Source organism: Thalassolituus sp. ST750PaO-4, assembly GCF_020320405.1.
GTDB lineage: Bacteria > Pseudomonadota > Gammaproteobacteria > Pseudomonadales > Oceanobacteraceae > Venatoribacter > Venatoribacter alkanivorans.
Genome location: NZ_JABVCB010000008.1, coordinates 270665 through 294636, shown reverse-complemented (window position 1 = coordinate 294636; position 23972 = coordinate 270665). Strand labels below are relative to the sequence as shown.

The window sequence follows — 23972 nt, the reverse complement described above, 5'->3', positions numbered from 1 at the left end:
GAATGCAAACTGAGCAAATCAAATCTCTGGTGATCGACGCTTTGGAAGACCTGAAAGCGCAAAATATCACCGTTCTCGACGTCCGCGGCCGTACTTCGGTAACCGACTGGATGATCATCGCAACCGGTACTTCTAACCGTCACGTCACAGCTGTTGCCGCTAACGTAGAAGAAAAAGCCAAGCACGCCGGCCTGCGCCCTAACGGTACGGAAGGTCGTGCCGCCGCTGATTGGGTTCTGATCGACCTGATTGATGTGGTGGTACACGTTATGACCGACCAGTCCCGCCACTTCTACGATCTGGAGCGCCTCTGGGGAGAACCCGGCGCAGAGACCGGACAATCTGAGGCATGAAACTGCGCCTTCTGGCGGTAGGTCATAAGATGCCGGCATGGGTGGAACAGGGCTTTGCGGAATACGCCAAGCGCCTGCCTGCCGACTGCAGCATCGAACTTGTGGAAATTCCGCCGGGACACCGCGCCAAAAACACCAGCAAAGAAAAAGCCATGCAGCAGGAAGCTGACGCTCTGCGTAAAGCAATCCGTCCGCAGGATCATGTCGTGGCGCTGGATGTAAAAGGCAGCAACTGGTCGACCGAGCAGTTGTCACAGCAGCTGGAAGGCTGGCGCATGCAGGGCGGCGATGTGGCCCTGCTGGTCGGCGGCCCGGATGGCATGACTGCCGAAGTACTGGCACTGGCCAGACAGCGCTGGTCGCTGTCAGCACTGACTCTGCCCCACCCGCTGGTGCGTGTACTGCTGGCCGAACAGCTGTACCGTGCGTGGAGCATCCTGCAGGGCCACCCTTACCATAAGTGAGTCGTTTATGTGGGAGCATTCATTCAGGGATAAATCGGCAGAACGGAGGCTGTTCCGCTCCCGCGCATTAACACTGGCCATCTTTATTTTCCTGATGCTGTGCATACTGGCCTGGCGCATGGCCTATCTGCAGATCAACCTCTACGAAAAATACAAAGACCTGTCGGAAAACAACCGTATTCAGCTGCGTCCTATCGCACCTAACCGCGGTCTGATTTACGACCGCAACGGCATTCTGCTGGCCGAAAACATCCCCTCTTACAGTCTGACCCTGGTACCGGAACGGGTACGCGATATGGAGCAGACAATCGCTTTCCTCGATCAGCTGATCGGTATCAGCGAACGTGACCGCGAACAGTTTGAAAAACGTCAGGGCTTCCGCCGCCGGCCGTTTGAGCCTGTAGTGCTGCGCCACCAGCTGAGCGAAGACGACATTGCCAAAGTGATGGTCAACCGTTTTTACCTGCCCGGTGTCGACGTTGAAGCCCAGCTGGTGCGGCATTACCCGCAAGGTGAAACCTTTGCTCATGTACTGGGTTATGTTGGCCGGATCAACCAGCAGGAGCAGGCCACCCTCGACACCGACCCGGAAACTAAGCGCCGTTACAGCGCGACCCAGTTTATCGGCAAGCTCGGCGTAGAGCGCCGTTACGAGCAGGATCTGCACGGTGAAGTGGGCTACCAGAAAGTAGAAACCAACGCCCGTGGACGGGTTATCCAGATTATTGAACGTCAGGACCCTGTGCCCGGCCAGGACATCAGCCTGCACCTCGACAGCCGCTTGCAGAAGCTGGCAGAAAAAGAAATGAAGGGGATGCGTGGCGCCCTCGTTGCAATCGAAGTGGCAACCGGCGGTATTATCAGTCTGTACTCCAACCCGAGTTTCGATCCGAACTTATTTGTTACCGGAATCTCACACAAAGATTATTCAAGCCTGCGTGACAATCCCGATCTGCCATTGTTTGACCGGGCAATCCGTGGCCAGTATCCACCAGCCTCCACTCTCAAGCCTTTCGTTGGCTTAGCGGCACTGAACTCCGGCATTACCAGCTGGAACGAGAGCATCGATGATCCGGGCTGGTATCAGCTGGAAAATGATGAACGCCTGTATCGCGACTGGAAGCGCAGCGGCCACGGAAAAGTAAACCTGCAGCGTGCCATTGTTGAATCCTGTGACACCTATTTTTACGACGTCGCTGTACGGGCCGGTATCGACAATATTTCGCCGTTCCTCGCTCAGTTCGGCTTTGGCCGCAATATGACACTGGACATCAGCAACGCCCTGCCGGGTTTATTGCCCGACCGCGACTGGAAACGGGCCAAAAGAAAATCCTTCTGGTACGCCGGTGATACCGTCAACCTCGGTATTGGTCAGGGCTTTATGCTGGTTACGCCGATGCAGCTGGCCACCGCAACCGCAGTACTGGCCAATCGTGGTCAGTGGCAGGTACCGCGTCTGATTCTGGCGCATAACGATATAGCCGACGAAATTCCGCATGGCGATATTGCCGATATTCAGCTGAAAAACCCGCAGGACTGGGAACAGATGTATCACGCCATGGAACAGGTGATCAGCGGCAGCCGTGGCACAGCCCGGCGCCTGCTGAGCAAACTGCGCTACCCGATTGCCGGCAAAACCGGTACCGCGCAGGTCGTGGGCATCAAACAGGATGAAGAGTACGACTCCGAATCCCTGCGTGAGCGCTGGCGTGACCACGCACTCTTTATTGCTTTTGCTCCGGTGGAAAAGCCAGAAATTGCCATTGCCGTGGTGATCGAAAACGGTGAATCCGCCGGCCGTACCGCCGGCCCGATTGCACAGAGCATCATTAACGAATACCTCGGAGGCGCAGAAGGCTAGTGGCTAATACCGATTTCAGCCGCACCATGGGCAGCGGCCATCACCAGCATGGTTTCGATCGCAGCCGCGCCTGGTTTGAGCGCATGCACATCGACCTCATACTGTTCCTGCTGATTCTGCTGCTGGCCGGTTGCGGCCTGCTGATTCTGTACAGCGGCAGCGGCCAGGATATGACCATGGTCAAACGTCAGGCGCTGCATTTTCTGATCGGTTTTATCGTCCTGATTGTCGTGGCCCAGTTTCCTCCGCGCTTTTATCAGACAGTGGCTCCCTGGGCCTTTGCCATCGGTGTTATTGCGCTTATCGGCGTACTGGTCATGGGCGTGGGTGCCAAAGGCGCACAACGCTGGCTGGAGCTACCCGGTCTGCCGCGTTTTCAGCCATCAGAGCTGGTGAAGCTGGCGCTGCCCCTGACGGTCGCCTGGTATATGTCGACCCGTCCTGTACCGCCGCGTTTTTTCGACCTGATTAAGGCCATGATAATTATTGGCCTGCCCACCATTCTGATTCTGAAACAACCCGATCTCGGTACATCCATTCTGATCAGCGCGTCCGGAATTCTGGTGTTGTTTTTTGCCGGTATGTCCTGGGCATTAATACTGTCGATGATAGGTATTGTCGCAGCCTGTGCACCACTGATGTGGTTTTTTGTGATGCGTGAATATCAGAAACAACGGGTGCTGACTTTTCTTAATCCGGAAAGCGATCCGCTCGGGTCCGGCTGGAATATTATTCAGTCAAAAACGGCCATTGGTTCAGGCGGCATTGATGGCAAGGGATTTTTACAGGGCACTCAGTCGCAGCTTGAGTTTCTGCCGGAAAGCCATACCGATTTTATTATCGCCGTACTGGCAGAAGAACTCGGCCTGATTGGCGTACTTGCCCTGCTGATATTGTACTTTCTGATTATTATGCGTTGCCTGTATCTGTCTTCCCGCTGTGAAACTTTATTCGGTCGTTTGTTGTCCGGTAGTCTGGCCGTTACGTTTTTTATCTATGTATTCGTAAACATAGGTATGGTCAGTGGCATATTACCAGTGGTCGGCGTACCCTTACCGTTGGTGAGCTACGGTGGCACCTCGGTAGTCAGTCTGCTGACGGCTTTCGGTTTAATTATGTCCATGTACACCCACCGGCAGAATTAGGATACAGATTTATGCGTTTTTTCCGTGACACCCTGAGTAAATTAAGCAGCGCTTTATTGTTATGTGCAGCCCTGCCTGTTTCTGCAGCTTATGATCAGCATCCGCGCAGCGACGAATTTATTGCTGAAGCCAGCAAAGAATACAAAATTGATCCGGCCGAAATCCGCGCCTGGCTGACCCATGCCGAAAAGCTCGACTCCGTTCTCGAAGCCATTGCCCGTCCGGCCGAAAAAGTAAAAGAGTGGGACGAATATCAGGATATATTCCTGACCTCAAAACGCATATCTGCCGGTAAAGCATTTTTGCAGGAACATGCCGAGCTGCTGCAACAGGCCGAACAAAAATTCGGTGTTGATAAACACATTATTGCTGCCATCATCGGCGTAGAAACGTTTTATGGAACCCGTCAGGGAAATTATCGCGTACTCGATTCCCTCGCCACACTGGCCTTTGACTATCCGCAGCGGCCGCTGTTCTGGCGCGAATTAAAAGCCTTCTTTGCTCTCGCCCGCGATGAAAAAATCGACCCGGCCAGTGTCAAAGGTTCGTATGCCGGGGCGATGGGTTATGGCCAGTTTATTCCTACCAGTTTTCTGAACTACGCCGTTGATGCCGACAAAGACGGTAAGCGTGATCTGTGGGGGAATCCTGCGGATGCGATTTTCAGCGTCGCCAACTACTTCAAACGCCACGGCTGGCGCACCGGTGAAGCCGTAACCCAACGCGTTCGGGTCAGCGGTAAAGACTATGAAGAAATCATCAACGACAGCCTCAAACCCAAATGGACCGTTGCCGAATTAAAAGCACTGGGCGTGGAACCGACCAACAAAGTCGCCGAAGACCGCCCCGCGAACCTGATCCGTCTGCAGGGAAAAGTCGGTGCAGAATTCTGGCTCGGTGAGCACAATTTTTATGTTATCACCCGCTACAACCACAGCCGCATGTATGCCATGGCCGTCTATCAGTTGAGTGAGGCGCTGCGTTGAGAGCGGTTACCCTTCTGCTGGCACTGACACTGGTGCTGGCAGGCTGTGCGACCTCGCGTTATCAGCACGCCAACGACTTCACTCCGGCAACCGTTGCCGATATCCACAATCTGCCGGAACCGGAACCTAAAGCAGAGCCCCGCAGCAGCATGGGTAATCCGCGCAGCTACCAGGTATTCGGCAAGGAATATCAGGTGATGGACAAAGCCGATAACTACAAAGAACGCGGTATTGCTTCCTGGTACGGTATGAAATTTCATGGTCACCGCACCTCAAACGGCGAAATTTACGACGTTTATCAGTTCAGCGCCGCCCACAAAACCCTGCCTCTGCCCAGCTATGTCCGTGTTACCCGGGTTGATAACGGCAAATCCATTATCGTGCGGGTCAATGACCGCGGGCCGTTCCACGAAGGCCGGATTATTGATCTGTCCTATGCTGCTGCCGTTCGCCTTGGCATCAATAAAATGGGCACGGCCGTGGTTGATGTTGAAGTTGTCACCCCACCCCATGCCCACAGCGTACGCTGGGTGCAGGTCAGCGCGTTGTCAGATGCCGCCGCCGCGCAACGGCTGCAGGCCAGCCTGCAGCGCTCACTGGCGCCCATGACCTGGCCGGTCAGCATCAGCACTCAGGATGGCGGAGCCGGTTTACATAAAGTGCGAATCGGACCAGTGCCCGAGGGCGATGATCTGCAGGCCGTACTGGACCGGCTTAATCAGCTGAATATCCGCCAGCCACTGCTGCTGGCTGCTCACCAGCTGAACTGATCACAACAAAGAGACAAAAAAAGGGGCCATGACGATCAACGTCAGGCCCAGAGGCAAGGTACTCAGCGCAGAAACAGTAAAACTAAAGCGTGTTGGCCCGGCTTATTCACCAGTACCGTGTTTTTCGATGTCTTTCTTAACAGCCCAGTAAACGCCGCCAAAGAAGGCGCAGGTCAGGGCAACAATAATCAGGCCGGAAAATACAACTTCATCCATAAACATAGTGCTCACCTCTCAGTTAAGCCGTGCAGTTCGAAGCGGCAATGGCTGCGTTGGCTGCTTCATTGCGCTTGGTATGAAGTCACTTTAGCAAGGGGCCGGAAGGCAGAATTGATGTAAATCAACGAAAAAATCGCCCCTGAAAGAGGTTGATACGGAGCTTGATGCACATCAAATAACCATACAGTTATTATGACTAATGGTGTAAACCTTGCTACCTGAACATGCTGAGCATCAACAATCCTGCGCAGATCCCTTGCAGCCATGCAGCAGACAGACACTGCGCAATTATTGGTATTTATCGTCAGTCAGTGCACACTATGTAAACCGGCGACCATAAAGGACTGAGCAAGGTGAAAGGACCAATTACACAAGCTGCTTCACTGCTGCTGTGCGGATCATTGTTCTCTGCGGCCCTGCTGCAGGCGGAAGAACAACCCGCCGCCGGAACGTCCTCTGTGACAGAGGCAACGGCAGAAGTTCCGGCAGACCAAGCCACACCAGCCCTAACGCCTGTTACACCAGGTGCAGCGCCCGAAGCAGATACCACAACACTGGCACGAACCAATCAGCAACTGTCACAACTGATCCGGCAGCAGGACTACCAGAGCGCCTATCAACTGGCACAACCACTGCTCAGCCTTTACGAAGGCGACCCGTCATTCGATTTTTATTACGCATTCAGCGCTGCCCAGCTTGGATATTTCAATGAAGCCTTATTCGGCTTCGAGCGCCTCAGCAGCAACTACCCGGCAGTTGCCCGCTACCGTCTGGAGTTAGCACGTGCTTACTATTACCTTGGTAATCACGATGCTGCCGAGCAGGAGTTCAGCCGGGTTCAGAGTACCAACCCGCCTGCCCAGGTCCGGGAGACCATTGCACAGTTCCTGCAACGTATTCAGGAGCAGCGCCAGAGCGTGATGCCTGCCTGGGGAGGTTTTGTCTCCGCCAGCGGCGGTTATGACTCCAACTACAATACCGCCACTGATCTCAATGAGGTCGACCTGCTCGACGGCCTGCTGACCGCGCGCCTGAGCCGTGATCAGCGCGCTAAAGGCAGTGGCTACTATCAGCTGCGGGCCCAGGGCAGTTATATCAGCCCACTGACACAGCGCAGCGCCATCGACCTGCAGTTAGGAGCCAGCCGCAAAGACAACGCCGCCGATGATCTGTTTGATCTGGATAACCTCTACGCCAGCGGCGGTATGCGGATGGTCCGTGGACGTCACAATCTGCGGCTTGGCGGTCGTTACAGCCACTATTGGCTGGGCCGGGATGATCTGCTGTCAGACCTGTCGGCGAATCTGGAATGGAACTACCAGCTGGCCAGCGAATGGCAGAGTCAGACCCGTCTGACACTGAGTAGCCAGGACAATAAGCTCAATGATGATCTCGACCTGCTGCAGGCCGAACTTCAGGCGGGTGCCGCTTTTTCAGCCGGATCGCTCTCAGCCCAGTTTGCACTGGTGCTGGCCACCGATGACGGCGAACAGGAGTATCAGGCACGGGACACGCAGGGTATTAACCTGAGTGCTCAGCAACTGCTGAACATTCACAGCAGTCTGTATGCCAGCCTGATTCTGCGCGACTACCAGTTTCAGGGGGCATTTCCGGCAGACAACCTGCTCGCCGCCGGCGAAACCCGTGCCGAGCAAATGATCCAGCTGGTACTGGGCTACGGCTATACCCTGTTACCAGCCCTGACCCTTTACACCCAGGCCAGCCAGGTCCGTTACAACAGCAATCTCCCCTTGTACGAATATGACCGCACGCTGCTCGAAGCGGGCATCAACTGGACATTCTGATGGAGGCCATCATGCACCGGATTACACGTTCAGCCTGCCTGTTTCAGGCAATGGTTATTCTGCTGATGATGTTCACACTGAACTCAGCCCGCGCAGCCGAACTGGCCGGCCACATAATCATGGTAAAAGGCGATGTCACTGCGCAGGCAGCCGATGGCAGCAGCCGCAATCTGAAGCGCCGCGATGAAATTTACCCCAGCGACACCATTCGTACCGGTACCGGCAGCCGCGTACAGATCCGCTTTATCGATAACGCCCTGCTGGCTCTGCAGGAAAACAGCCAGCTCAGTATTCATGCCTACCAGCAGGCCGATGCCGATGGCAAAGGGGGCAAGGTGCTGATGGAACTGGTGGAAGGTGGGTTCCGCACCCTGACCGGCAGTATTGGCAAAGGCAATAAAGAGGCTTACCGGGTCGACACCCCCGTTGCCAGCATCGGTATCCGTGGCACGCTCTACAGCGCCTTACTGGCCAAAGGCCAGCTGATGGCGGGAGTCTGGAAAGGAGGCATTACGCTGTCCTCAGATCAGGGCGATTTTAATCTTGGTCAGAATGCTGATTTCAACTTTGGCGTACTGGGTAACACTGGCTTTCAGGGAATGCTGGAAGCACCGCAGGCACTGGATAATGCAGATTCTGACGTCATACCAGACAGCATGAGTACAACCGGTTCAGAAAATCCGGATGGCAGCACACCACCTCCCGGAACAGCCACTACCAGCCCGGCTACAACGGTACTGAATAACACCAGCGGCGATAACAAAGTTCCGCCACCTCTTGATCAGGATGCCGACAGTGGTCATGAAGATACCTTGAAAGAAGCCGGTAATCTGATTGATAACACCCCTCCTGATGGTGGAGACGGTGGTGATGGTGGCGACGGCGGTCCTGTGATCACCTCACCGGATCTGCGCCTGAGTTCGGAAGAATTCACCGCCTTTCTCACCAGTACCAGCGTCGGCAGCATTATTGTTAATGGCAAAGCAATTCCTGTATCCGCTTTCCGTGACGAGCGTGGCGAGCCGGTGTTTGTATCCGTCGACGACAATAACGGTATTGATATCACCCGTTACAGTGGCACAACCGACAGTACATTGCTGCCGGAGATGGCGGATATTGCCGGTATTGAATGGGGCATCTGGAACGGCAGCGCAGAGGCGCCGGTTTCACAGTTGCTGGAAGAAAGTTCGCTGGTTGTCACCGCTGTCGAATCGCCGGTTATATGGGTGATTGCCAATCCCGCCCTTGAAGGCAATATCCCCACCTCAGGCTCGGTATATTTCGGCGGCACTCAGGCCCTGGGAACAGACAGCAAAGGGAATGCTCTGCTCAGTGCCAGCGGCAATTTTGATCTGGATTTTGCTACCGGTATTGTCAGTAATGGTTTTCTGAGTGCTGACTATGCTGATGGCAGTGGTGGCCAGAGTATCGGCGGTAATTTCTGGAACGCCGACTTTACCGGCACCATCCGTGCGGGTGGCGCCAACGGTAAAAATACAGCGCTGGTTCAGATGCAGTTCGGCACAGGTTATCACGGCGAAAGCTCTGCGCTGGACGCCGTCGCCAGCCAGTTCAGTGGCGTACTGGTCGCTCCGTCAGGCGGCGTATTTGCCGGCAGTTTCAACCTGATCGATATGGACGGCAACAGTGCCGCCGGCATTGTTGTCTGGCCACAACAGGTGCGGACAGGTCAGTTCTGAAGCTGACCTCTATCTTCCGCTTACTTCTCGGTATGGCGGAAGACACCATCCCAGTCCTCGGCCAGCGTCTGCTGGCGCAGGCTGCCGATGCGCTCGATATATACCTGATATAAACGCCGTGGCTGTTGCTGCCATAACTGTGTAAAAATCAGCACCGCTTCATCCCAGCGGCGGGCAAAATAATGCTCGGTTCCCTGCTGCTGCAGTGCCAGCTCCTGCCGCGTTGCCTCATCAACTTCACCTGCCAGGCCCAGCGGTTCATAGACGCGGATAGGTTCGTTTTTACCTTTTACCTGAATACGGTCGACATAGCGGTAAACAAACTCCGGTGCCTGGGCATGGGTGTTCTCACCAACCAGAATCTTCACACCATAAAACTTGGTAATGCTTTCCAGCCGGGAACCCAGATTCACCGCATCCCCCAGCACGGTATAGGCACGGCGGTAGGATGATCCCATATCGCCAACATTCATCGGACCGGTATTAATGCCAATGCCGATTTCAATCGCCGGCCAGCCACGGGCAATGAACTCTTCACGCAGCGAGGCCGTAACGCGCTGCATACTGAGCGCTGCCTGTACCGCATGACAGGCATGACGTTCGTCATCCAGTGGTGCTCCCCAGAAAGCCATCACCATATCGCCGACGTATTTATCGATGGTGCCTTCATTATCAAAAATCACTTTGGTGATGGGCGTGAAGTAGCTGTTCAGCAGTGCCTTAAGATCAGCGGCCGACAGATTTTCAGAGATATTGGTAAAGCTGCGGATATCGCTGAACAGTACCGTCAGCTCTTTGCTTTCCCCGGCAAACTGATAAGCCGCAGGGTCATTCATCATCCGCTCAATATGCGCCGGCGGCACATACTGGTCGAACATCCCTTTCAGCAATCGACGGCTGAGATTTTCGCTGACAAAGCCATACCCCAGATTAACGATCGTCAGCCCGCCAACCAGCAGCAATACCGCTGCCAGCGGTAAATCGAGGTTCTGATAGGACCACAGATAAAAATTGCCACTGATCACCAGTACGACCGCCAGACCACTCAGCAACATGGCACTGAAAGGCCCAAGCCGTGGCAGCCAGAATGACAGCACAATGCCAAACAACAACAACTGGGCAAGCAGCGCACCCGCTTCCCATTCCGGACGGTATGGGAATTCATCATTAAGTAGGGCTTCGATCACATTGGCATGTACTTCCACCCCCGGATACTGCGTACCCACCGGCGTGGCACGCAGATCCGATAAGCCGAGGGCTGAGGTGCCCACCAACACAATGGCACCTTCCAGCGCATCGTCGCTGATATTGCCATTGAGCACATCGGTGGCAGAAAAATAGGTAAAAGTACGCTTTGGCCCTTTATACGGCACAATCACCCGGCCAGCGGCATCGGTACGTGCCAGCTGTCCCCCGACACCGGCATAGCGCAGTACATCAACATCGCCCAGCGCAACCGTTTCCAGTTGCAAGGTGCGGTCGAACAGATAAGCCATCACCGTCGCCAGTGCCAGCGATGGGTACAGATCGTTACCATAGCGGATAACCAGTGGCGCCCGGCGGATCGCGCCATCAGCATCGGCAAAGGTGGTGACAAAGCCAGCACCGGCGGCAGCATCCTGCAGCAGTGGCAGATTGGCAGCATAGCCCGGCTTGGCGATCACCACCGAACGTCTGGCAGCCTCCACCGGCAACCGGTAGACCGGAGCCGGTAAACGACCCACGCTCACATTGCCCTCATCAAGAAAGAAAAAACCCAGCACCGTATCGGTCGCCGGTAATTCCTGTGCAAAATGAGTATCGGCATCAACCTGCCGGCGCCATCCTTCGGGCGCCTGCCAGCGCTCACCATCAACCGCCAGGCGCTTGCGGATATCGTCCACCGGGTTACGTTCCGGCTCAGAGAACACCACGTCAAAGGCCACAACCACTGCGCCATACTGCGCCAGAGTGGTTACCAGATCGGCGAGTTTGTGCCGGCTCCAGGGCCAGCGGCCTTCATGGGCAAGGGATTTTTCATCGATGTCGATAATGATAATTGGCTGCTCGCCACGTTCGGGCGGATGCCAGTCGAGTGCTGCGTTAAAGCGCAGGTCGTAAAGCAGAAAGTCGAGTCGTTTCAGCCAATGGCCGGGACTTTGCCCGGGCTGCAGGCTCAGCAGAATAAAATAAGCGGTCAGTAACACGCCCAATAAAATGGGCAGACGCGTGCGAGACAATGATCCCCAGCGCATAGAGTCCCTCAGAAACGTCCCTGCATTGGGCGAACACTAGCACAGGCGCACTTTAATGTCGCACCAGCCGCAGTTCAGGCCATCACCACCTGACCGCGGTACACACGCTGGGTACGTTTGCTGACCCGCTCAGAATCATCCATCAGGCGCTGGCTGCCACGGTATACATGGCTGATTTCATGCAGCTCTGGTGGCTCCTGGGTTGGCAGAAACTCCTCAATCAGGGCCAGCAAATCACGGCTGACGCCGCTTTGCACCAGAACACGCAGGTCATGCTCAAGGGACGGTGAATCAAAGTGAATCACGCATCCCTGCTCGTCTTTCGCCAGTCGTTTGATCTTTTGCAGCAAAGCGATGTTATGACGGTTGAATTCCATGCAATCATCTCCGGTTAATAGCTACTATCAGAAGTCTCAGTTAAACGAAGTACTGCAACCCTCATACCATAGTTTGAATCTGTTCAGTTTTATTCGGCGCAGCCGCTCCGGTATGACGGCTCGCCAGTGCAGCAAATTGCTCTGCCACACTCTGCCAGCTGGCACGCTCAGCCTGAAGACGAGCCGCGATGCCCATGGCCTGAAGATCACCACCAACAAGACGCGATGTCGCAGCAATAAACGCCTCATCCGTATCGTCCGCCGCCAGCTCACCATTAACCCCGGGTTGCACATGCATCTGCGCGGCAGCCATATTGAACGCCACGACCGGCAAACCACTGGCCATCGCCTCCAGCGTTACCAGGCCAAAAGTCTCTGTCTGGCTGGGGAAGATAAAGGCATCGGCTGAAGCAAAATAACGCGCCAGTGTTTCACCGGTTTGCACGCCGGCAAAAATAATCTGCGGATGTTCTCGCTCCAGCTCCGCCCGCATAGGACCATCACCCACCATGATCAGACGGGCATTGTTCCCCTGCACCCGCAACGCCTGCCAACTGCGGATTGCCAGCGGAATATTTTTCTCAGCGGCAATGCGTCCGACATACAACAGCACCGGTTCAGCGCCAACCTGCCACTGCTGACGCAAAGCAATGCTGCGCCGGCGCGGATGAAACAGCTGGCAATCAACCCCGTGAGGCAGCACCGAGACATTGCGGAAACCTTCGCTGCTTAATGCGCTTGCGATTTCACCCGCCGGCACCAGCGTGGCCGCCGTGCGGTTATGAAAACGCCGCAGCCAGGCCAGGGTCAGTGTTTTGATCCAGCCAAGGCCGTAATAGCTGCTGTAGCGATGGAAGTTGGTGTGGAAGGCACTGATAACCGGAATACCCTGCTTACGGGCCTGGCGCAGAGCAGAGTTACCCAGCGGGCCTTCGGTCGCAATGTACACCAGATCCGGCTGGAAACTTTGCCAGGCTCTGGCCACCCGGCGCCGGGCTGGTAATCCAAGCTGCAGATCCGGGTACATCGGGATGGTCAGGCCACGACACCAGACTTCTTCGGTTTCAGGCAGCCAGTCGCTGCGCGGTGCCGTGCGGATAATCTGAATACAAAATTGTTCAGGGTTCAGTTCACTGAGGAGCTGGCGCAGGGAATTGGCAACGCCGTTAACGTCCGGAACATAGGTTTCCGTGACGATCGAAATGCGGATCTTGGCCATGGTTAAGCGGCACTCTGGTGATTATTCCACCAGTGTGACGCTTAACCCATGACAGTTTTATGAAGAGAGGAAGGAGTGTCAGCACTCGCCGGAAAGTTTGGACAAGCGATAACGCAGCTGACGCGGCGTCAGGCCGAGCACTTTCGCTGCCATGGTCTTATTTCCGCTGCATTTGGCAATTGCCGACTGAATGTCACTCAGTTCATCGGCCTGTACCCGCTGGTAAGGGCGGGCATAAAGTGTTTTGAAATTCGGCACCACCTGGGTGGCCAGCATATGGGCAATCTGCGCACCAAGAAAATTCACCAGCGCCAGATCGATATGGTCTGCCCGTGCACCACGCAGATCCATCACCAGCACCGCCAGTACCGACTGACGCAACACCAGAGGCACCAGCAGACAGCGATCTTGCTGACACAAAGAATCGATAAAAGGTTCGAACCGCTCAGGGCGCTCGCTGCCATCTTTAATCACCAACCACTCACGTGATTCAAACTGACGGCACAGGGCATGCTGTACGGCGAAACTGTAAACACCGTTACTGACTCCGGTGGAACAGTACTGAGCTTTAAAACGGCTGGGAGAATCCGGTAAGGCTACGGAAACATTATTCAGTCCGCTGTTTTCGGCCACCAGCAACAACAGCTGCTGGATACTGTCCTCATCGTGGTAACGGCTTTCAATAATTTCGGTCACGCTGTTCAGCCAGGCCGATGGCATGGATGAAACGGGCATAACGGGCTGACGGTAATCCTGAATATCGGCAATTTTATACATAGGCTGCTCCTCCTGATAATCAGCCTTTCGCAAACTCCGTACCATGTTTTTATTTTGTTCAGGATGCGCTTAAAAACGGCTGATTACGGCCGGAAAGACAGGAAAAAAGAAGGATAAAGCGTGAAAAAATGCGCTATTTGTAAACAATGGAATATGGATATGTTCCAAGGCGGTGCACCTCCGGAACTGCAGTACCGGAGGCCACTACGGAGAAAGCGCCGCCTCAGGCTACGCCCGGATCATCACTCGGAAGGTATTCTTTCTGCAGCCAGCGGGCAAAGCCGCGGCAGGCATCCTGACTGGTAAGGATTCCGGCCAGACGATCATTACGCATAATCAGTACCGCATTAACATGCTGTTCTGCCATCCCCATAAGAACGACATCCAGCCGGGTATGCAGATCAACCTGTTTAATCTGCCGGCGACACATATCGCCGGCACTCAGGTCTCCGAGATCGCTGGAGGTATGACCCGGCTGTTGTGCCAGTTTGAGATCTTCGATGGTCAGTAACCCGACAACCTCATGTTCGGCCATAACCGGCAGGTGATGGCAGTTATGAGATTTCATCAGTTCCGCGGCTTCGGCCAGTGGCAGACTTTCTTCCACATGAACCGGAAACGCCGTCATAATTTCTGCAATCGTAGGCATATGGCGCATAGCTGTTCCCTCAAAACGAATTCCGCAGGTCGCTGTACCGGATACTGACGCCGGCACACAACGTACAGTACCCGGTACAGCGCTCAGACGCCAATGCGCCCCAGCGTATCCACTATCTGATGCAGAATACCCGCTAAGGTCGGATGTTCCTGCTCAAAACGAATCGCCTGCTCCTGCACCCGCTCGCCGATATCAGCCGCATCACTGTTATCCATGGCATTAATATCGCGGGCAATGCTGTGCAGCAATTCCAGACTGCTGTCGTCCAGCTGTGGATTCTGCTGCAGGGTTTCGTGCAGCTGTTGCAGTTGTTGTTTGAGATCTTGTTGAGGCATAAAGCAACTTCCTTGGGTTAAAGCCTGTTCATACTGTTGCTGTCAGTCTAACAACTGCAGCGGCTCAGGTGCTAATCCAAATCAAGAAAGCCTGTTCAGTAGAGCGCGTGAAAGCAGAATGGCATACCGCAGGCTTCAGCCATAGCCTTCATAGGTTTGCGGTTAGCGTTGTCGCCCACATACAGCAAAGATGAATAATTCAGATCCAGCCTCACAGCTTCAGGCAAAATCAGGCGCAGCGAATGCAGGATCGCGCTGTGGCTGGTCGACACCGGCACCCAGATTTGCGCCTTACCGGACATTAACTGCAGCAATTGCAGCAAACGCGCAGCATTAGTGCCGATCTGATCACGGGGGTTCACGTAGAAAAGGTAAATCGGGAGTTGTTCCGACAGAGACTGGCGTGCAAGCAGGTGCCAGACAAGAGGCATAGCATCTTCAATCAGTTCACTGAGCTGAGGCGTATAGCCCACGATTCCCAGAGAAGCAGAATCTGCCGGCAGATTAACGATATAAACACAGGCATCTGCACGCCCGCTGAGGGTTGATGGAACCCGCTGGATTCCTGCTCCGCCCCGCTCTGGGGACAATAGCTCCAGACTTGGTGCTGCGCTGCATGCAACCATAACCACTCCCTGTTGTTATTATTGCCGGACTCCTCTGCCGTTAGCAGATAAACAGAAGATATCCTTTATACTTTTAAGGTATAGACAAACAACAAGGCTGGCGCTAGCACCAGACAGACATTACTGCAGGAATTCACACCAGGTTCTTAAAAAATCTGGTGTTTTGGTCAGATGCCGGATGGCTCAGAGATCAAGCACTTCAACCAGTACGGTTTTAATAATAAAACCAACCATACCCAGCCCCAGACCAATCAGCAGAATCATCATCCCGAACTTACCGGCGTTGGCGCGCTTACCCAGGTCGTAAATAATGAAAAACATAAAGCCGATCAACAGTGTGACGCCAATATTCATTGCCCAGGTTTCAAACAGCTCTGCATTCATTCCGCGCTACCTTCCGGTGTACAGCTAAAAAGTGCGCGTATGGTACTCAGAGGCGGGCTCTGGCACCAGCCCGCAAGGCAATGCTGCGCCTGACTTGCTACCGCATCCCAGACGGTTATCATGAGCGGGCAGATGACCTGCATAATAATAAACAAAGGTCCTGATTATGTTTTCTAACGCCTCACGCCACCTGTTAATCCTTTTTGCTGTTCTGCTGTGCAGCCTGTCTTCCGCCCATGCAGATACCGTCAAACGTACCTTCTGTGTATTCGATCCGGTCGGTGCCAAAGGGCCGATATTCGACGCCATGCGTGATTACCAGACCAGCGCCCTGTCCTGGGGAACCGAACTGGAGTTAAAGGCCTATACCAACGAAGCCGTCGTGCTGGCCGATTTTAATGCCGGTCATTGTGACGCGATGGGCGTCACAGGCACGCGCGTTCGTCCCTACAACGCCTTTACTGCCAGTATCGAAGCGCTGGGCGGCATCAGCGATTATCAGCAGTTGCAGGATTTAATCGGCATGCTCGCCAAACCTCAGGCCAGCAAATATATGCTGCAGGGTGATTATGAGGTGGCCGGTATCATGCCTGGCGGTGCGGTATATATTTACGTACGCGATAAAGCCATCAATTCAGTCGAGGCAGCAGCCGGCAAGCGCATTGCCACTCTCGATTACGACAAGGCTTCGGTAAAAGTGGTGGAACATGTAGGAGCCACCATGGTGCCATCCAGCGTCGCCACGTTTGCACCACGTTTTAATAATGGCGATGTTGACGTTGCCTATGCCCCCGCCATCGCTTATCAGCCTTTCGAAATGTACAAAGGGCTGGGGGAAAACGGAGGTATTTATCGCTTCAGCATGGCGCAGATGAATTTCCAGCTGCTGATTCACAGCAAGCGCTTCCCGCCACAATTTGCACAACAGAGCCGTGAGTTTGCCTTCCGTAATTTTGATAAAGCGATGGAACATATCCGCGTCGCGGAGGCCGGAATCCCGGAGAACTACTGGATCGACCTGCCGCAGAAAATGATGGATGAGTACAAAGAAATGTTGCGTCAGATCCGTCTGGAACTAACCGCCGAAGAGGTTTACGACCCACGGATGATGAAGCTGATGTTCCGTCTGCGCTGCCGTGCTAATCCTGGCCATTTTGAATGTGCTGAAAAGGCCGAAGGCTGATTCCAACCCCATTAACAGGGATTCGCTGCGTGCGGTGAGCGTTAACAGTTACCGCACGTCCCCTTGGTCCGCCATGAAGGCATCTTCATACGCGCGGATATCCTTTACAATTCAGCCAGACCCCTGATTCTGTACTCTACCCGACCCGGCCACATCATGGTGATTTTCAGCCTATGACAGACTTCGATTACTGCATTATCGGCGGCGGTGTTATAGGCCTTGCCTGTGCTTATGAACTCAGCCACCACGGCTCCGTCCTGCTGCTGGAGCAAAATAACCGCTTTGGCGCAGAAACCAGCAGTCGTAACAGCGAAGTCATTCATGCCGGTCTTTACTATGCACCAGGCTCACTGAAAGAACGTCTGTGCATCGAAGGCAAGCAGCGCCTGTATCGGTTCTGTGAAGCCTTTGATGTTCCCCACAAAGCTATCGGTAAACTGATTGTCGCCCCCGAAAGTGGTCAGGAACAGCTGACACAGCTGCTGCGCAAAGGCCGTAATCTGGGGATTCCCCTGCAGTCGCTTAATCAGCAGCAGCTGCAGGATATGGAACCTCAGGTGCGCGGTTATGCGGCGCTTTACTCTCCCACGACGGGTATTATCGACAGCCACAGTTATATGGAGCGTCTTGCCCAGCAGGCTGAGCAACGCGGCGCCCTGCTGCTCAAACACTCGCGGGTTGTCTCCGCCAGCGAGCGCGATAATGGCTGGCAGATTGAGGTATGCAGCATGGATGGTGTAAGCACTATCCGCTGCGCAGCACTGGTCAATGCCGCTGGTCTGCAGGCCCAGAAGATGGCCCACGCACTGGGCGTTAAAGAAAGCCGGATTCCAAAGCTTTATCTCTGTCGCGGGCATTACTTCAGCTACCAGAGCAAAAACCCTTTCCGGCATCTTATCTACCCGCTGCCGGAAAAGAATCTGGCAGGGCTGGGCATTCATGCCACCCTCGATCTTGGTAATCAGCTGCGCTTCGGCCCTGATACCGAATATCTGTCAGACGATACCCCGGATTACCGGGTAGACCCGGCGCTGGCGCCCGCGTTCGCCAGAGCCATTCAGCGCTACTTTCCCGGCCTGAAAGAACAACACCTGCAGCCAGATTACGCCGGTATCCGTCCCAAACTGCACACAAAGCATGAGACTGCAGCCGACTTCGATATCCAGCGTCCTGATAACCGTGCCCCCGCGGTTCATCTGTTTGGGATAGAAAGCCCGGGCCTGACCGCTTCTCTTGCTATTGGCACTTTTGTAACAGAAATGTTACAAAAGTAGGTTCAGGTGTTGCCAAAAACGCCCTGCACATGGCTACGGGCCGAAGCAATTCATCTAAAAAATCATAGAGTTATACGATCTGATGCAGTTAGTACGGCGGATTGTGCATTTATGTTACAGCCAAACTACACTGTAATCCGACAAGCCGCAGATGATGAACAATCGGCTTACGAATGCTCACCATAACTCCCTGATACGACACAAGCATGAGACAACGAACTGCTAATCTGAAGAACAGTTGTTAAGACAAACAGTTTGAATGAACAGGGGAACCCTATGAGTCAAGCGCTGCCTGTGAAACAAGCAGAGGTCAGCTACGGAGATGTCAGCACAATATTGTCTGCCAAAGTGATGATCCCGATAAACTGTGACCACTGCCAGCAGGACACCGACATCAGTATCGAAACGCTGAAAAGCAAACACGGTATTCTGTGCGAGCACTGCAGTAATGTCCGCACCTTCAGCACCACAGAAATGCGCCTGATGCGCATGCTGCTGGCTCAGGCCGGCTACCACTTCGCACTCTGAAAGCGCTTTGCCCGGCCTCAGGACAAAGCGCAGAACCTCAGGCTGCCAGTAACCTCGGCAGTAACAGAGACAGGTGACGGCGCAGGGTGGCTGACACTTCTGCCAGATCCGGCTCTTCTTCATTTTTCAGCAAAGCGCTGTACTCCAGCGAATGGAATAAGCCCAGCAAAATTTCAGCATCAGCTTCCGGCGCATCTGAGTTGGCTACATTGCGGAAAAATTCTGCCGCTTTCTCAAACAGCGCTTTACGATGCATCTGTGCCAGCTTGCGGATACTTTCATTAACGATGGCTTCATAACGGAATGCCTGTTCGGCAATCAACATATCGCGCTGACCGATAATCTGCTCATGCATATACACCGTGAGCTGTTCCACCATAAAGTCCACCAGCGCCTTCTGGCCTTCCGGACTGCTGATATCTGTGCCTGCCATACTGGCCATCGGCTGATAAAACTGGTGAGTGAATTCGTTAACCACTTCCAACGCCTTCTCCGTATACAGGGTGAAGGTGTCGATAATCAGTTCCTGAATATCCTTAAAGTAATAAGTGGTCGCCGCCAGAGGAACGCCGGCTTCTTTCGCAACAGCGCGATGACGGATCCCACGAACCCCCTCACTGATTACAATACGTAATGCTGCTTCCAGAATAATCCGACGACGCTGCTCGCTCTTGGCCCGGCTGGCTTTTCGCCCCTGATATTGTAAGGGCTTGCTTTTATTTATTGCTGTTTCAGCAACCAATGCCATGTTCGTCTCTCCGAATGTTTCACAGATATAGCCATTATTATGCGGATTGTCCGACGAAAGAAAAATGGCAAATATAAGCACCAAGGTACCACTTGAGCATATTTCATACTTTAGAGTGGCAGGATTTGCCCCACTCAAAACTGTACTTTGGTACAAAAATTGGGTTTTATAAGCACAATAATAATAATTTCAGGACCCAAGTATGCTCAGCAGCCTCAACCTTCGGCAAACCTCTTTGCAGACCCTGACACTTCTCTCGCTACTGAGCTGCACCGCAGTCCAGGCAGATGAGCAGGCTAAACTCGCCTTTCTGCAGCAACAGTTTGATAACAGCGCCAGCCATTCCCGCCTGTGGCAGGATGGCTGGTTTGGATTATTTGCCGGTGTAACCGCCCTGAACGGCATTGCCTATACGCAAACCGACGGCGAGCACAACAAATATGACCGTGCTGTAGGCTTTACGACCAGCTTCCTCGGTGCTGCCGATATGTTGCTTAATCCGATGCAGACCCATCGCTTTGCTGAGGATCTGAAAGCCATGCCAGAAACGGATAATACGGCCCGGCAGCTGAAGCTGGCACAGGCCGAGCAATGGCTTAACACCGCTGCCGAGCGTGAAATCTATGAGCAAAGCCTGCTGAATCATTTTCTGGCCGGCCTGGTAAATGGCCTTGCGGGGCTTGCCGTTGCCTACGACGACAAACGTCCGGCTGATGGCTGGATGACCTTCGCCACTGGCATGATCGCCTCCGAAGTGAAAATTTACACCTCGCCGCAGACAATGACGGCAGTGCGCGAACAGTACCGCAATGGCAACCTTGAGGCAGCAACGGCAAAGTCTGACGCACCTTACTGGCAGGTTGCCGCTTTCGGGCCTGTCTTGAGCGCTACTTACCACTTCTGAGAACCCACTAACCGCTCCGTAAGTCCCGCCACTCCTGGCGGGACTGCTGTTTGCTCAGCGCCTCTTCAGTAGTGGCACAGCTTCTGCATTCTCCGCTTAACGCCGGAGAATATGATTTATGCTTAACGCCCTTACCAGCTACCTGCAACAACAGTCGCCCCTGATTCCGGATCACAATCCGGCAGACAGCGTCGCGGGCGGACAGATCGGAGCTACCCCAGCCGTATCCGCTGCCAATACTGGCAATGCAGAAAGCATCGCCGGAGCCCACCCATATTCTCCTTCGCAACGCGCGTTAATGGTCAGCGCTGTAGCCAGCGATTTCGATGTGCGCTCCCTGCCTGCCGGAGAAGTCGGTGAATTTCAGAACCGCCTGCAACAGTACGGCCTGATCGCCGGGCGCGACCTCAACGCCTTTGCCCTGATCAATACTGCCCGGGCCGAACTGGATGACAGTGCCGAACTGGACACTGTGGCCATTCTCGATGAAGCCCGCCAGCAGTTTGGTGAGCGCGGCACGGCCTACTCTGAACGCCAGCAGATCAACCGCCTGCATACCCTGATTCAGAATCTGGCTTCCGCCCGTCTGCCGCAGTAATTACGCCTCCTGTGGCAGACATAACATGCAGTTCTGCCCCGCCTTCCCTATAATGTCCGACTTTTTTATTTCAGGAGTCCGACATGCGCTTTCCGCTGCTCGCTGCTTTCAGCCTGCTCAGTTTCACCGCCCAGGCGATTACTAACGTTGAAGAAAAGCGCGCCGGCGACGATCAGCTGGGCTGGTCCGGCAAAGCGGAGATCGGCTTTGATGCGGAATCCGGCAACAACGAAAAACGGAAGTGGAACCTGGGCCTGAACGGCAACTGGCAGGATGATAACAAGCGCTTTTTCACCTGGGGCAACCGCAGCTACGAATCCAGAAACGGTGAACGCACCGACGATGACACCTTTATCCACAGCCGTCTGGTGCTGAACCGTCGTGACACCTGGTCTGAAGAGTTTTATGCCCAATACGAACGTGATCCCTTTGCCGCCCTGGCACACCGGGCCCTGATCGGTGCCGGAATGCGTTACCAGCACGCGTTTGATGAGCAGACCCGCCTGTATCAGGGCATTGGTTTGTTTCATGAGGAAGTACGGGAACGGGTACTCAACGAAGATAACAGCAGCCAGCTCACTCGCCTGAGCCTGTATACCCATATTCAGTGGAAACTGGCCTACAGCAAGCTGCAGAGCACCCTGTATTTTCAGCCATCGGTCGACGAGCCTTCAGACCAGCGCGCCTTATGGCAGCTGGCAGTCACTTTACCTCTGGGCACTCATACCGATCTGAAGTGGCAATGGCAGAGCCGCTGGGATACCCGTCCGCCGGAAGGTACTGAATATCACAACCACCAGACTCAGCTGAAACTGGTGGTACGTTTCTGAGTAACATTCAGCCTTCTGCCAGCCTTGCTGTCAGAGGGCTTTTTCCATCCACTCGTTCAGCCAGAACAGGGCGTCCTCATCCGGAGTAACGGTTTCGGTAGCATCGATGGTGACCCGAGGTACCGGTGCACTGCCCTGCAGTTCAAAGAAGCGCTCTTCGAATAAGGCGCCGGCCCCACAGAAAGTGGCATCGTAAGAGCTGTCACCGAGGCTGATCACCCCAAACGGCTTACCATTCTGCAGTGGGAATTGTTCTTCGAGTTCAACATAGAAAGGGGCGATAGCGGCCGGTAAATCACCACGCCCGGTAGTCGATGTACAGATTAATACAGCATCGCACCGGCTGGCGTTTAATGCACTGACGCTGGGCTTATCGTCTAACACAACCCGGTGACCGGCTTGCTCCAGTTGCTGCTGTACCGCTTTGGCAACAATCAGCGCCGTACCCGTTACACTGCCAACAGCAAGATAAATAACAGACATAAGGCCTCCGCAAAAAGCGGCGATTATACGCAATCAAGGCCGGCAGAAACACTTCAGCGGAACAGCAACCATACGGCCTCAATAACCGGCCGGAACCTGCAAGCGCTGGTTTTCTTTCTCAATATCAGCCTGCAACGAACGGAAGCGGCTTTCCAGCTCGCGCCGTGTCCAGACGCTCAGTGTGCCGTGCGCCCGGCATAATTGCAGGGTTTCTTCAAACACGCTGCGGATAGATTCCGACAACTCCAGAGCGGTCATGGTCTGCAGCAACAGCGGCAGGGCGATACTCCATTCCATCTGCTGCTCGTTCAGGTCCTGACACACGAACCAGTCATTTAATAATTCAGTGAACAACGGCAGGGGCTCCCGCTGAGCGCGGTTATCGCTCAGTCCCGCATCTTCCAGCGCACGGTTTACCCGGGCCAGAACCTGCAGAGGCGATGGTGCAGAGGGTTCGGCGGACATAGCCATATCTCCCATTCATGCTTTACTTGTAATAGTGCCTGTTTAATGAGTGTTGACAGGCCTTCATTTCATTCAGCATAGACGTACTTACACTGACCCATGGATAATTCCGGAAAGCCAACACCACCCGCTCTGGATATTGAAAGCTTTTTCAACAATCTTATTCAGCGTCTGTTCCCTGTCTGGTACGCCGGCCAGGCGGCGAAAGAACTGTCTTTGCCCCCACTGGGAACCATCAACCCCAACAGTTTCCTCAGCCACCGCTGGCTCAGTCTGCAGGCTGTGGTTAAATCTTTGCATGAATCACTGCAAGCCTCCGGCAAAGACTGGCAGCCATTGATTGATCTAATGGAAAAACTGCTGATCGAAAAAGAATATAAACGGCCGCTATCAATCACGGCAATTGAGGGTGTGGAATTCAGTCATCAGGAACAGGACTGGCCCAACCTGCATGCCTATGCAGAACATAATTGCGCAGACATCATGCTTGAAAGCGCGGACGATTTTGAGCAGGCGCTGCATACGGTGTTTCCCGATGCAGCCAAACCTCACCGGGTGGTCTACCGCGAGTGGGATGGCCGTTATTACTGGGTGAATAAAGAGGAGCCGCGCCTGTTTGCAGCTACCCTGCTGTACGCTCAGCAAAAGCAGCGGGACGCATCCATTCCGGCGCTGATCAACGTGGAAAGCCTGAATACCAAGGTGCTGGATCGTCTGCGCAACGATTACTGGCTGCTGTTGATGCAACGTGACAGCGCCTACATTATGCATGATCTGCTCAGCCGTGCAGACCTGCCTGTGGTACTGGCCGAATTTGAATGGCGGCGCAGTGATCTGGTCTTTTTGGTCGCACGAAAGAACAACCGCAAGATCAACCGCATTCTGCTGAATCTGCTGAATAATCGCTCAACTCAGCAGATTACCGAGTTCGGCCGCTTTCTGACGCGCCAGCATTTTCCTTTCCGTAACCACTGACCGGATGTATCTGACCTGCCTCCGGCGACCATAAAAACTCAGCATTTTTACACGGACGACAAGTATCATTC

General features: G+C 54.2%; 27 protein-coding genes. 15 read left to right on the top strand and 12 right to left on the bottom strand.

Annotated features, from left to right (window positions below; translation table 11 throughout):
* Window positions 1–2: 2 nt before the first annotated feature.
* Genes rsfS through HUF18_RS10770 form a run of 6 tightly spaced genes read left to right on the top strand, consistent with a single transcriptional unit; the run spans window position 3 to window position 5579 of the window.
* Window positions 3–353 carry a ribosome silencing factor gene (gene rsfS, locus HUF18_RS10795; protein WP_145469750.1) on the top strand — a complete coding sequence of 117 codons (351 nt, stop codon included), beginning with the start codon at window positions 3–5 and terminating at the stop codon, window positions 351–353.
* Window positions 350–817 (top strand): 23S rRNA (pseudouridine(1915)-N(3))-methyltransferase RlmH, encoded by a 468-nt coding sequence (gene rlmH, locus HUF18_RS10790; RefSeq protein WP_145469751.1) that lies wholly within the window; start codon window positions 350–352, stop codon window positions 815–817. Before rsfS ends, rlmH begins: the two co-directional genes overlap by 4 nt.
* Before the next feature lie 7 nt (window positions 818–824).
* Window positions 825–2678: a penicillin-binding protein 2 gene (mrdA, locus tag HUF18_RS10785; RefSeq protein ID WP_145469752.1), complete on the top strand. Its 1854-nt coding sequence runs from the start codon at window positions 825–827 to the stop codon at window positions 2676–2678.
* The gene (rodA, locus tag HUF18_RS10780; RefSeq protein WP_225692195.1) at window positions 2678–3823 is read left to right on the top strand and encodes a rod shape-determining protein RodA; all 1146 of its coding nucleotides are present in this window, start codon (window positions 2678–2680) and stop codon (window positions 3821–3823) included. The genes mrdA and rodA overlap by 1 nt, the downstream gene beginning before the upstream one ends.
* Before the next feature lie 11 nt (window positions 3824–3834).
* On the top strand, window positions 3835–4809 hold the full coding sequence (gene mltB / locus HUF18_RS10775; protein WP_145469753.1) for a lytic murein transglycosylase B: 975 nt from the start codon (window positions 3835–3837) through the stop codon (window positions 4807–4809).
* Complete coding sequence (locus HUF18_RS10770; protein WP_145469754.1) at window positions 4806–5579, top strand: septal ring lytic transglycosylase RlpA family protein; 774 nt, start codon at window positions 4806–4808, stop codon at window positions 5577–5579. Before mltB ends, HUF18_RS10770 begins: the two co-directional genes overlap by 4 nt.
* 102 nt (window positions 5580–5681) lie before the next feature.
* On the opposite strand, the gene ccoM is transcribed toward HUF18_RS10770, so the two are convergent.
* Window positions 5682–5801 carry a cytochrome c oxidase subunit CcoM gene (ccoM, locus tag HUF18_RS19780; protein WP_286716578.1) on the bottom strand — a complete coding sequence of 40 codons (120 nt, stop codon included), beginning with the start codon at window positions 5799–5801 and terminating at the stop codon, window positions 5682–5684.
* Between the two features lie 350 nt (window positions 5802–6151).
* Between ccoM and HUF18_RS10765 the strand changes: the two genes are divergently transcribed.
* Window positions 6152–7603, top strand: a complete 1452-nt coding sequence (locus tag HUF18_RS10765) for a tetratricopeptide repeat protein (protein ID WP_225692194.1) — start codon at window positions 6152–6154, stop codon at window positions 7601–7603.
* A gap of 11 nt (window positions 7604–7614) precedes the next feature.
* A complete protein-coding gene (locus HUF18_RS10760; protein ID WP_225692193.1) occupies window positions 7615–9303 on the top strand; it encodes a FecR family protein in 1689 nt (562 codons plus the stop codon).
* Between the two features lie 20 nt (window positions 9304–9323).
* On the opposite strand, the gene HUF18_RS10755 is transcribed toward HUF18_RS10760, so the two are convergent.
* The 8 genes from HUF18_RS10755 to HUF18_RS10720 form a co-directional block, all read right to left on the bottom strand.
* The gene (locus tag HUF18_RS10755; RefSeq protein WP_225692192.1) at window positions 9324–11537 is read right to left on the bottom strand and encodes a CHASE2 domain-containing protein; all 2214 of its coding nucleotides are present in this window, start codon (window positions 11535–11537) and stop codon (window positions 9324–9326) included.
* Between the two features lie 74 nt (window positions 11538–11611).
* Entirely contained in the window at window positions 11612–11914 is a 303-nt protein-coding gene (locus HUF18_RS10750; protein WP_145469758.1) for a hypothetical protein, read from the bottom strand.
* A 61-nt stretch (window positions 11915–11975) separates the two neighbouring features.
* On the bottom strand, window positions 11976–13133 hold the full coding sequence (locus HUF18_RS10745; protein ID WP_225692191.1) for a glycosyltransferase family 4 protein: 1158 nt from the start codon (window positions 13131–13133) through the stop codon (window positions 11976–11978).
* A 78-nt stretch (window positions 13134–13211) separates the two neighbouring features.
* Window positions 13212–13910: a helix-turn-helix domain-containing protein gene (locus HUF18_RS10740; RefSeq protein ID WP_222428580.1), complete on the bottom strand. Its 699-nt coding sequence runs from the start codon at window positions 13908–13910 to the stop codon at window positions 13212–13214.
* 223 nt (window positions 13911–14133) lie between these two features.
* Entirely contained in the window at window positions 14134–14568 is a 435-nt protein-coding gene (locus HUF18_RS10735; RefSeq protein ID WP_145469761.1) for a CBS domain-containing protein, read from the bottom strand.
* 83 nt (window positions 14569–14651) lie between these two features.
* A complete protein-coding gene (locus tag HUF18_RS10730) occupies window positions 14652–14903 on the bottom strand; it encodes a DUF4404 family protein (RefSeq protein ID WP_225692190.1) in 252 nt (83 codons plus the stop codon).
* Between the two features lie 95 nt (window positions 14904–14998).
* On the bottom strand, window positions 14999–15529 hold the full coding sequence (locus tag HUF18_RS10725; protein WP_225692189.1) for a hypothetical protein: 531 nt from the start codon (window positions 15527–15529) through the stop codon (window positions 14999–15001).
* A 183-nt stretch (window positions 15530–15712) separates the two neighbouring features.
* Entirely contained in the window at window positions 15713–15913 is a 201-nt protein-coding gene (locus tag HUF18_RS10720) for a DUF2788 domain-containing protein (RefSeq protein WP_145469764.1), read from the bottom strand.
* Between the two features lie 166 nt (window positions 15914–16079).
* Here HUF18_RS10720 and HUF18_RS10715 point away from each other — a divergent pair, with 166 nt between their 5' ends.
* The 3 genes from HUF18_RS10715 (at window position 16080) to HUF18_RS10705 (ending at window position 18898) form a co-directional block, all read left to right on the top strand.
* Window positions 16080–17096 (top strand): putative solute-binding protein, encoded by a 1017-nt coding sequence (locus tag HUF18_RS10715; RefSeq protein ID WP_222428581.1) that lies wholly within the window; start codon window positions 16080–16082, stop codon window positions 17094–17096.
* A 173-nt stretch (window positions 17097–17269) separates the two neighbouring features.
* On the top strand, window positions 17270–18370 hold the full coding sequence (locus HUF18_RS10710; protein WP_225692188.1) for an NAD(P)/FAD-dependent oxidoreductase: 1101 nt from the start codon (window positions 17270–17272) through the stop codon (window positions 18368–18370).
* Window positions 18371–18646: 276 nt separating this feature from the next.
* Window positions 18647–18898, top strand: a complete 252-nt coding sequence (locus tag HUF18_RS10705) for a hypothetical protein (protein WP_145469766.1) — start codon at window positions 18647–18649, stop codon at window positions 18896–18898.
* A 37-nt stretch (window positions 18899–18935) separates the two neighbouring features.
* Here the strand turns inward: HUF18_RS10705 and HUF18_RS10700 are convergent, their stop codons facing one another.
* Window positions 18936–19646 (bottom strand): TetR/AcrR family transcriptional regulator, encoded by a 711-nt coding sequence (locus tag HUF18_RS10700; RefSeq protein ID WP_225692187.1) that lies wholly within the window; start codon window positions 19644–19646, stop codon window positions 18936–18938.
* A gap of 202 nt (window positions 19647–19848) precedes the next feature.
* Between HUF18_RS10700 and HUF18_RS10695 the strand changes: the two genes are divergently transcribed.
* From HUF18_RS10695 to HUF18_RS10685, 3 genes are all read left to right on the top strand, one after another.
* Window positions 19849–20550 carry a hypothetical protein gene (locus HUF18_RS10695; RefSeq protein WP_225692186.1) on the top strand — a complete coding sequence of 234 codons (702 nt, stop codon included), beginning with the start codon at window positions 19849–19851 and terminating at the stop codon, window positions 20548–20550.
* Window positions 20551–20668: 118 nt separating this feature from the next.
* Entirely contained in the window at window positions 20669–21148 is a 480-nt protein-coding gene (locus HUF18_RS10690) for a hypothetical protein (protein ID WP_225692185.1), read from the top strand.
* A gap of 83 nt (window positions 21149–21231) precedes the next feature.
* Window positions 21232–21978: a DUF481 domain-containing protein gene (locus tag HUF18_RS10685; RefSeq protein ID WP_225692184.1), complete on the top strand. Its 747-nt coding sequence runs from the start codon at window positions 21232–21234 to the stop codon at window positions 21976–21978.
* 30 nt (window positions 21979–22008) lie between these two features.
* Here the strand turns inward: HUF18_RS10685 and HUF18_RS10680 are convergent, their stop codons facing one another.
* Together HUF18_RS10680 and HUF18_RS10675 are read right to left on the bottom strand one after the other, a co-directional pair.
* Entirely contained in the window at window positions 22009–22461 is a 453-nt protein-coding gene (locus HUF18_RS10680; protein WP_225692183.1) for a flavodoxin domain-containing protein, read from the bottom strand.
* 78 nt (window positions 22462–22539) lie between these two features.
* Window positions 22540–22932 carry a hypothetical protein gene (locus tag HUF18_RS10675; RefSeq protein WP_225692182.1) on the bottom strand — a complete coding sequence of 131 codons (393 nt, stop codon included), beginning with the start codon at window positions 22930–22932 and terminating at the stop codon, window positions 22540–22542.
* A 93-nt stretch (window positions 22933–23025) separates the two neighbouring features.
* Between HUF18_RS10675 and HUF18_RS10670 the strand changes: the two genes are divergently transcribed.
* Window positions 23026–23901: a DUF6685 family protein gene (locus HUF18_RS10670; RefSeq protein ID WP_145469773.1), complete on the top strand. Its 876-nt coding sequence runs from the start codon at window positions 23026–23028 to the stop codon at window positions 23899–23901.
* Window positions 23902–23972: the final 71 nt, after the last annotated feature.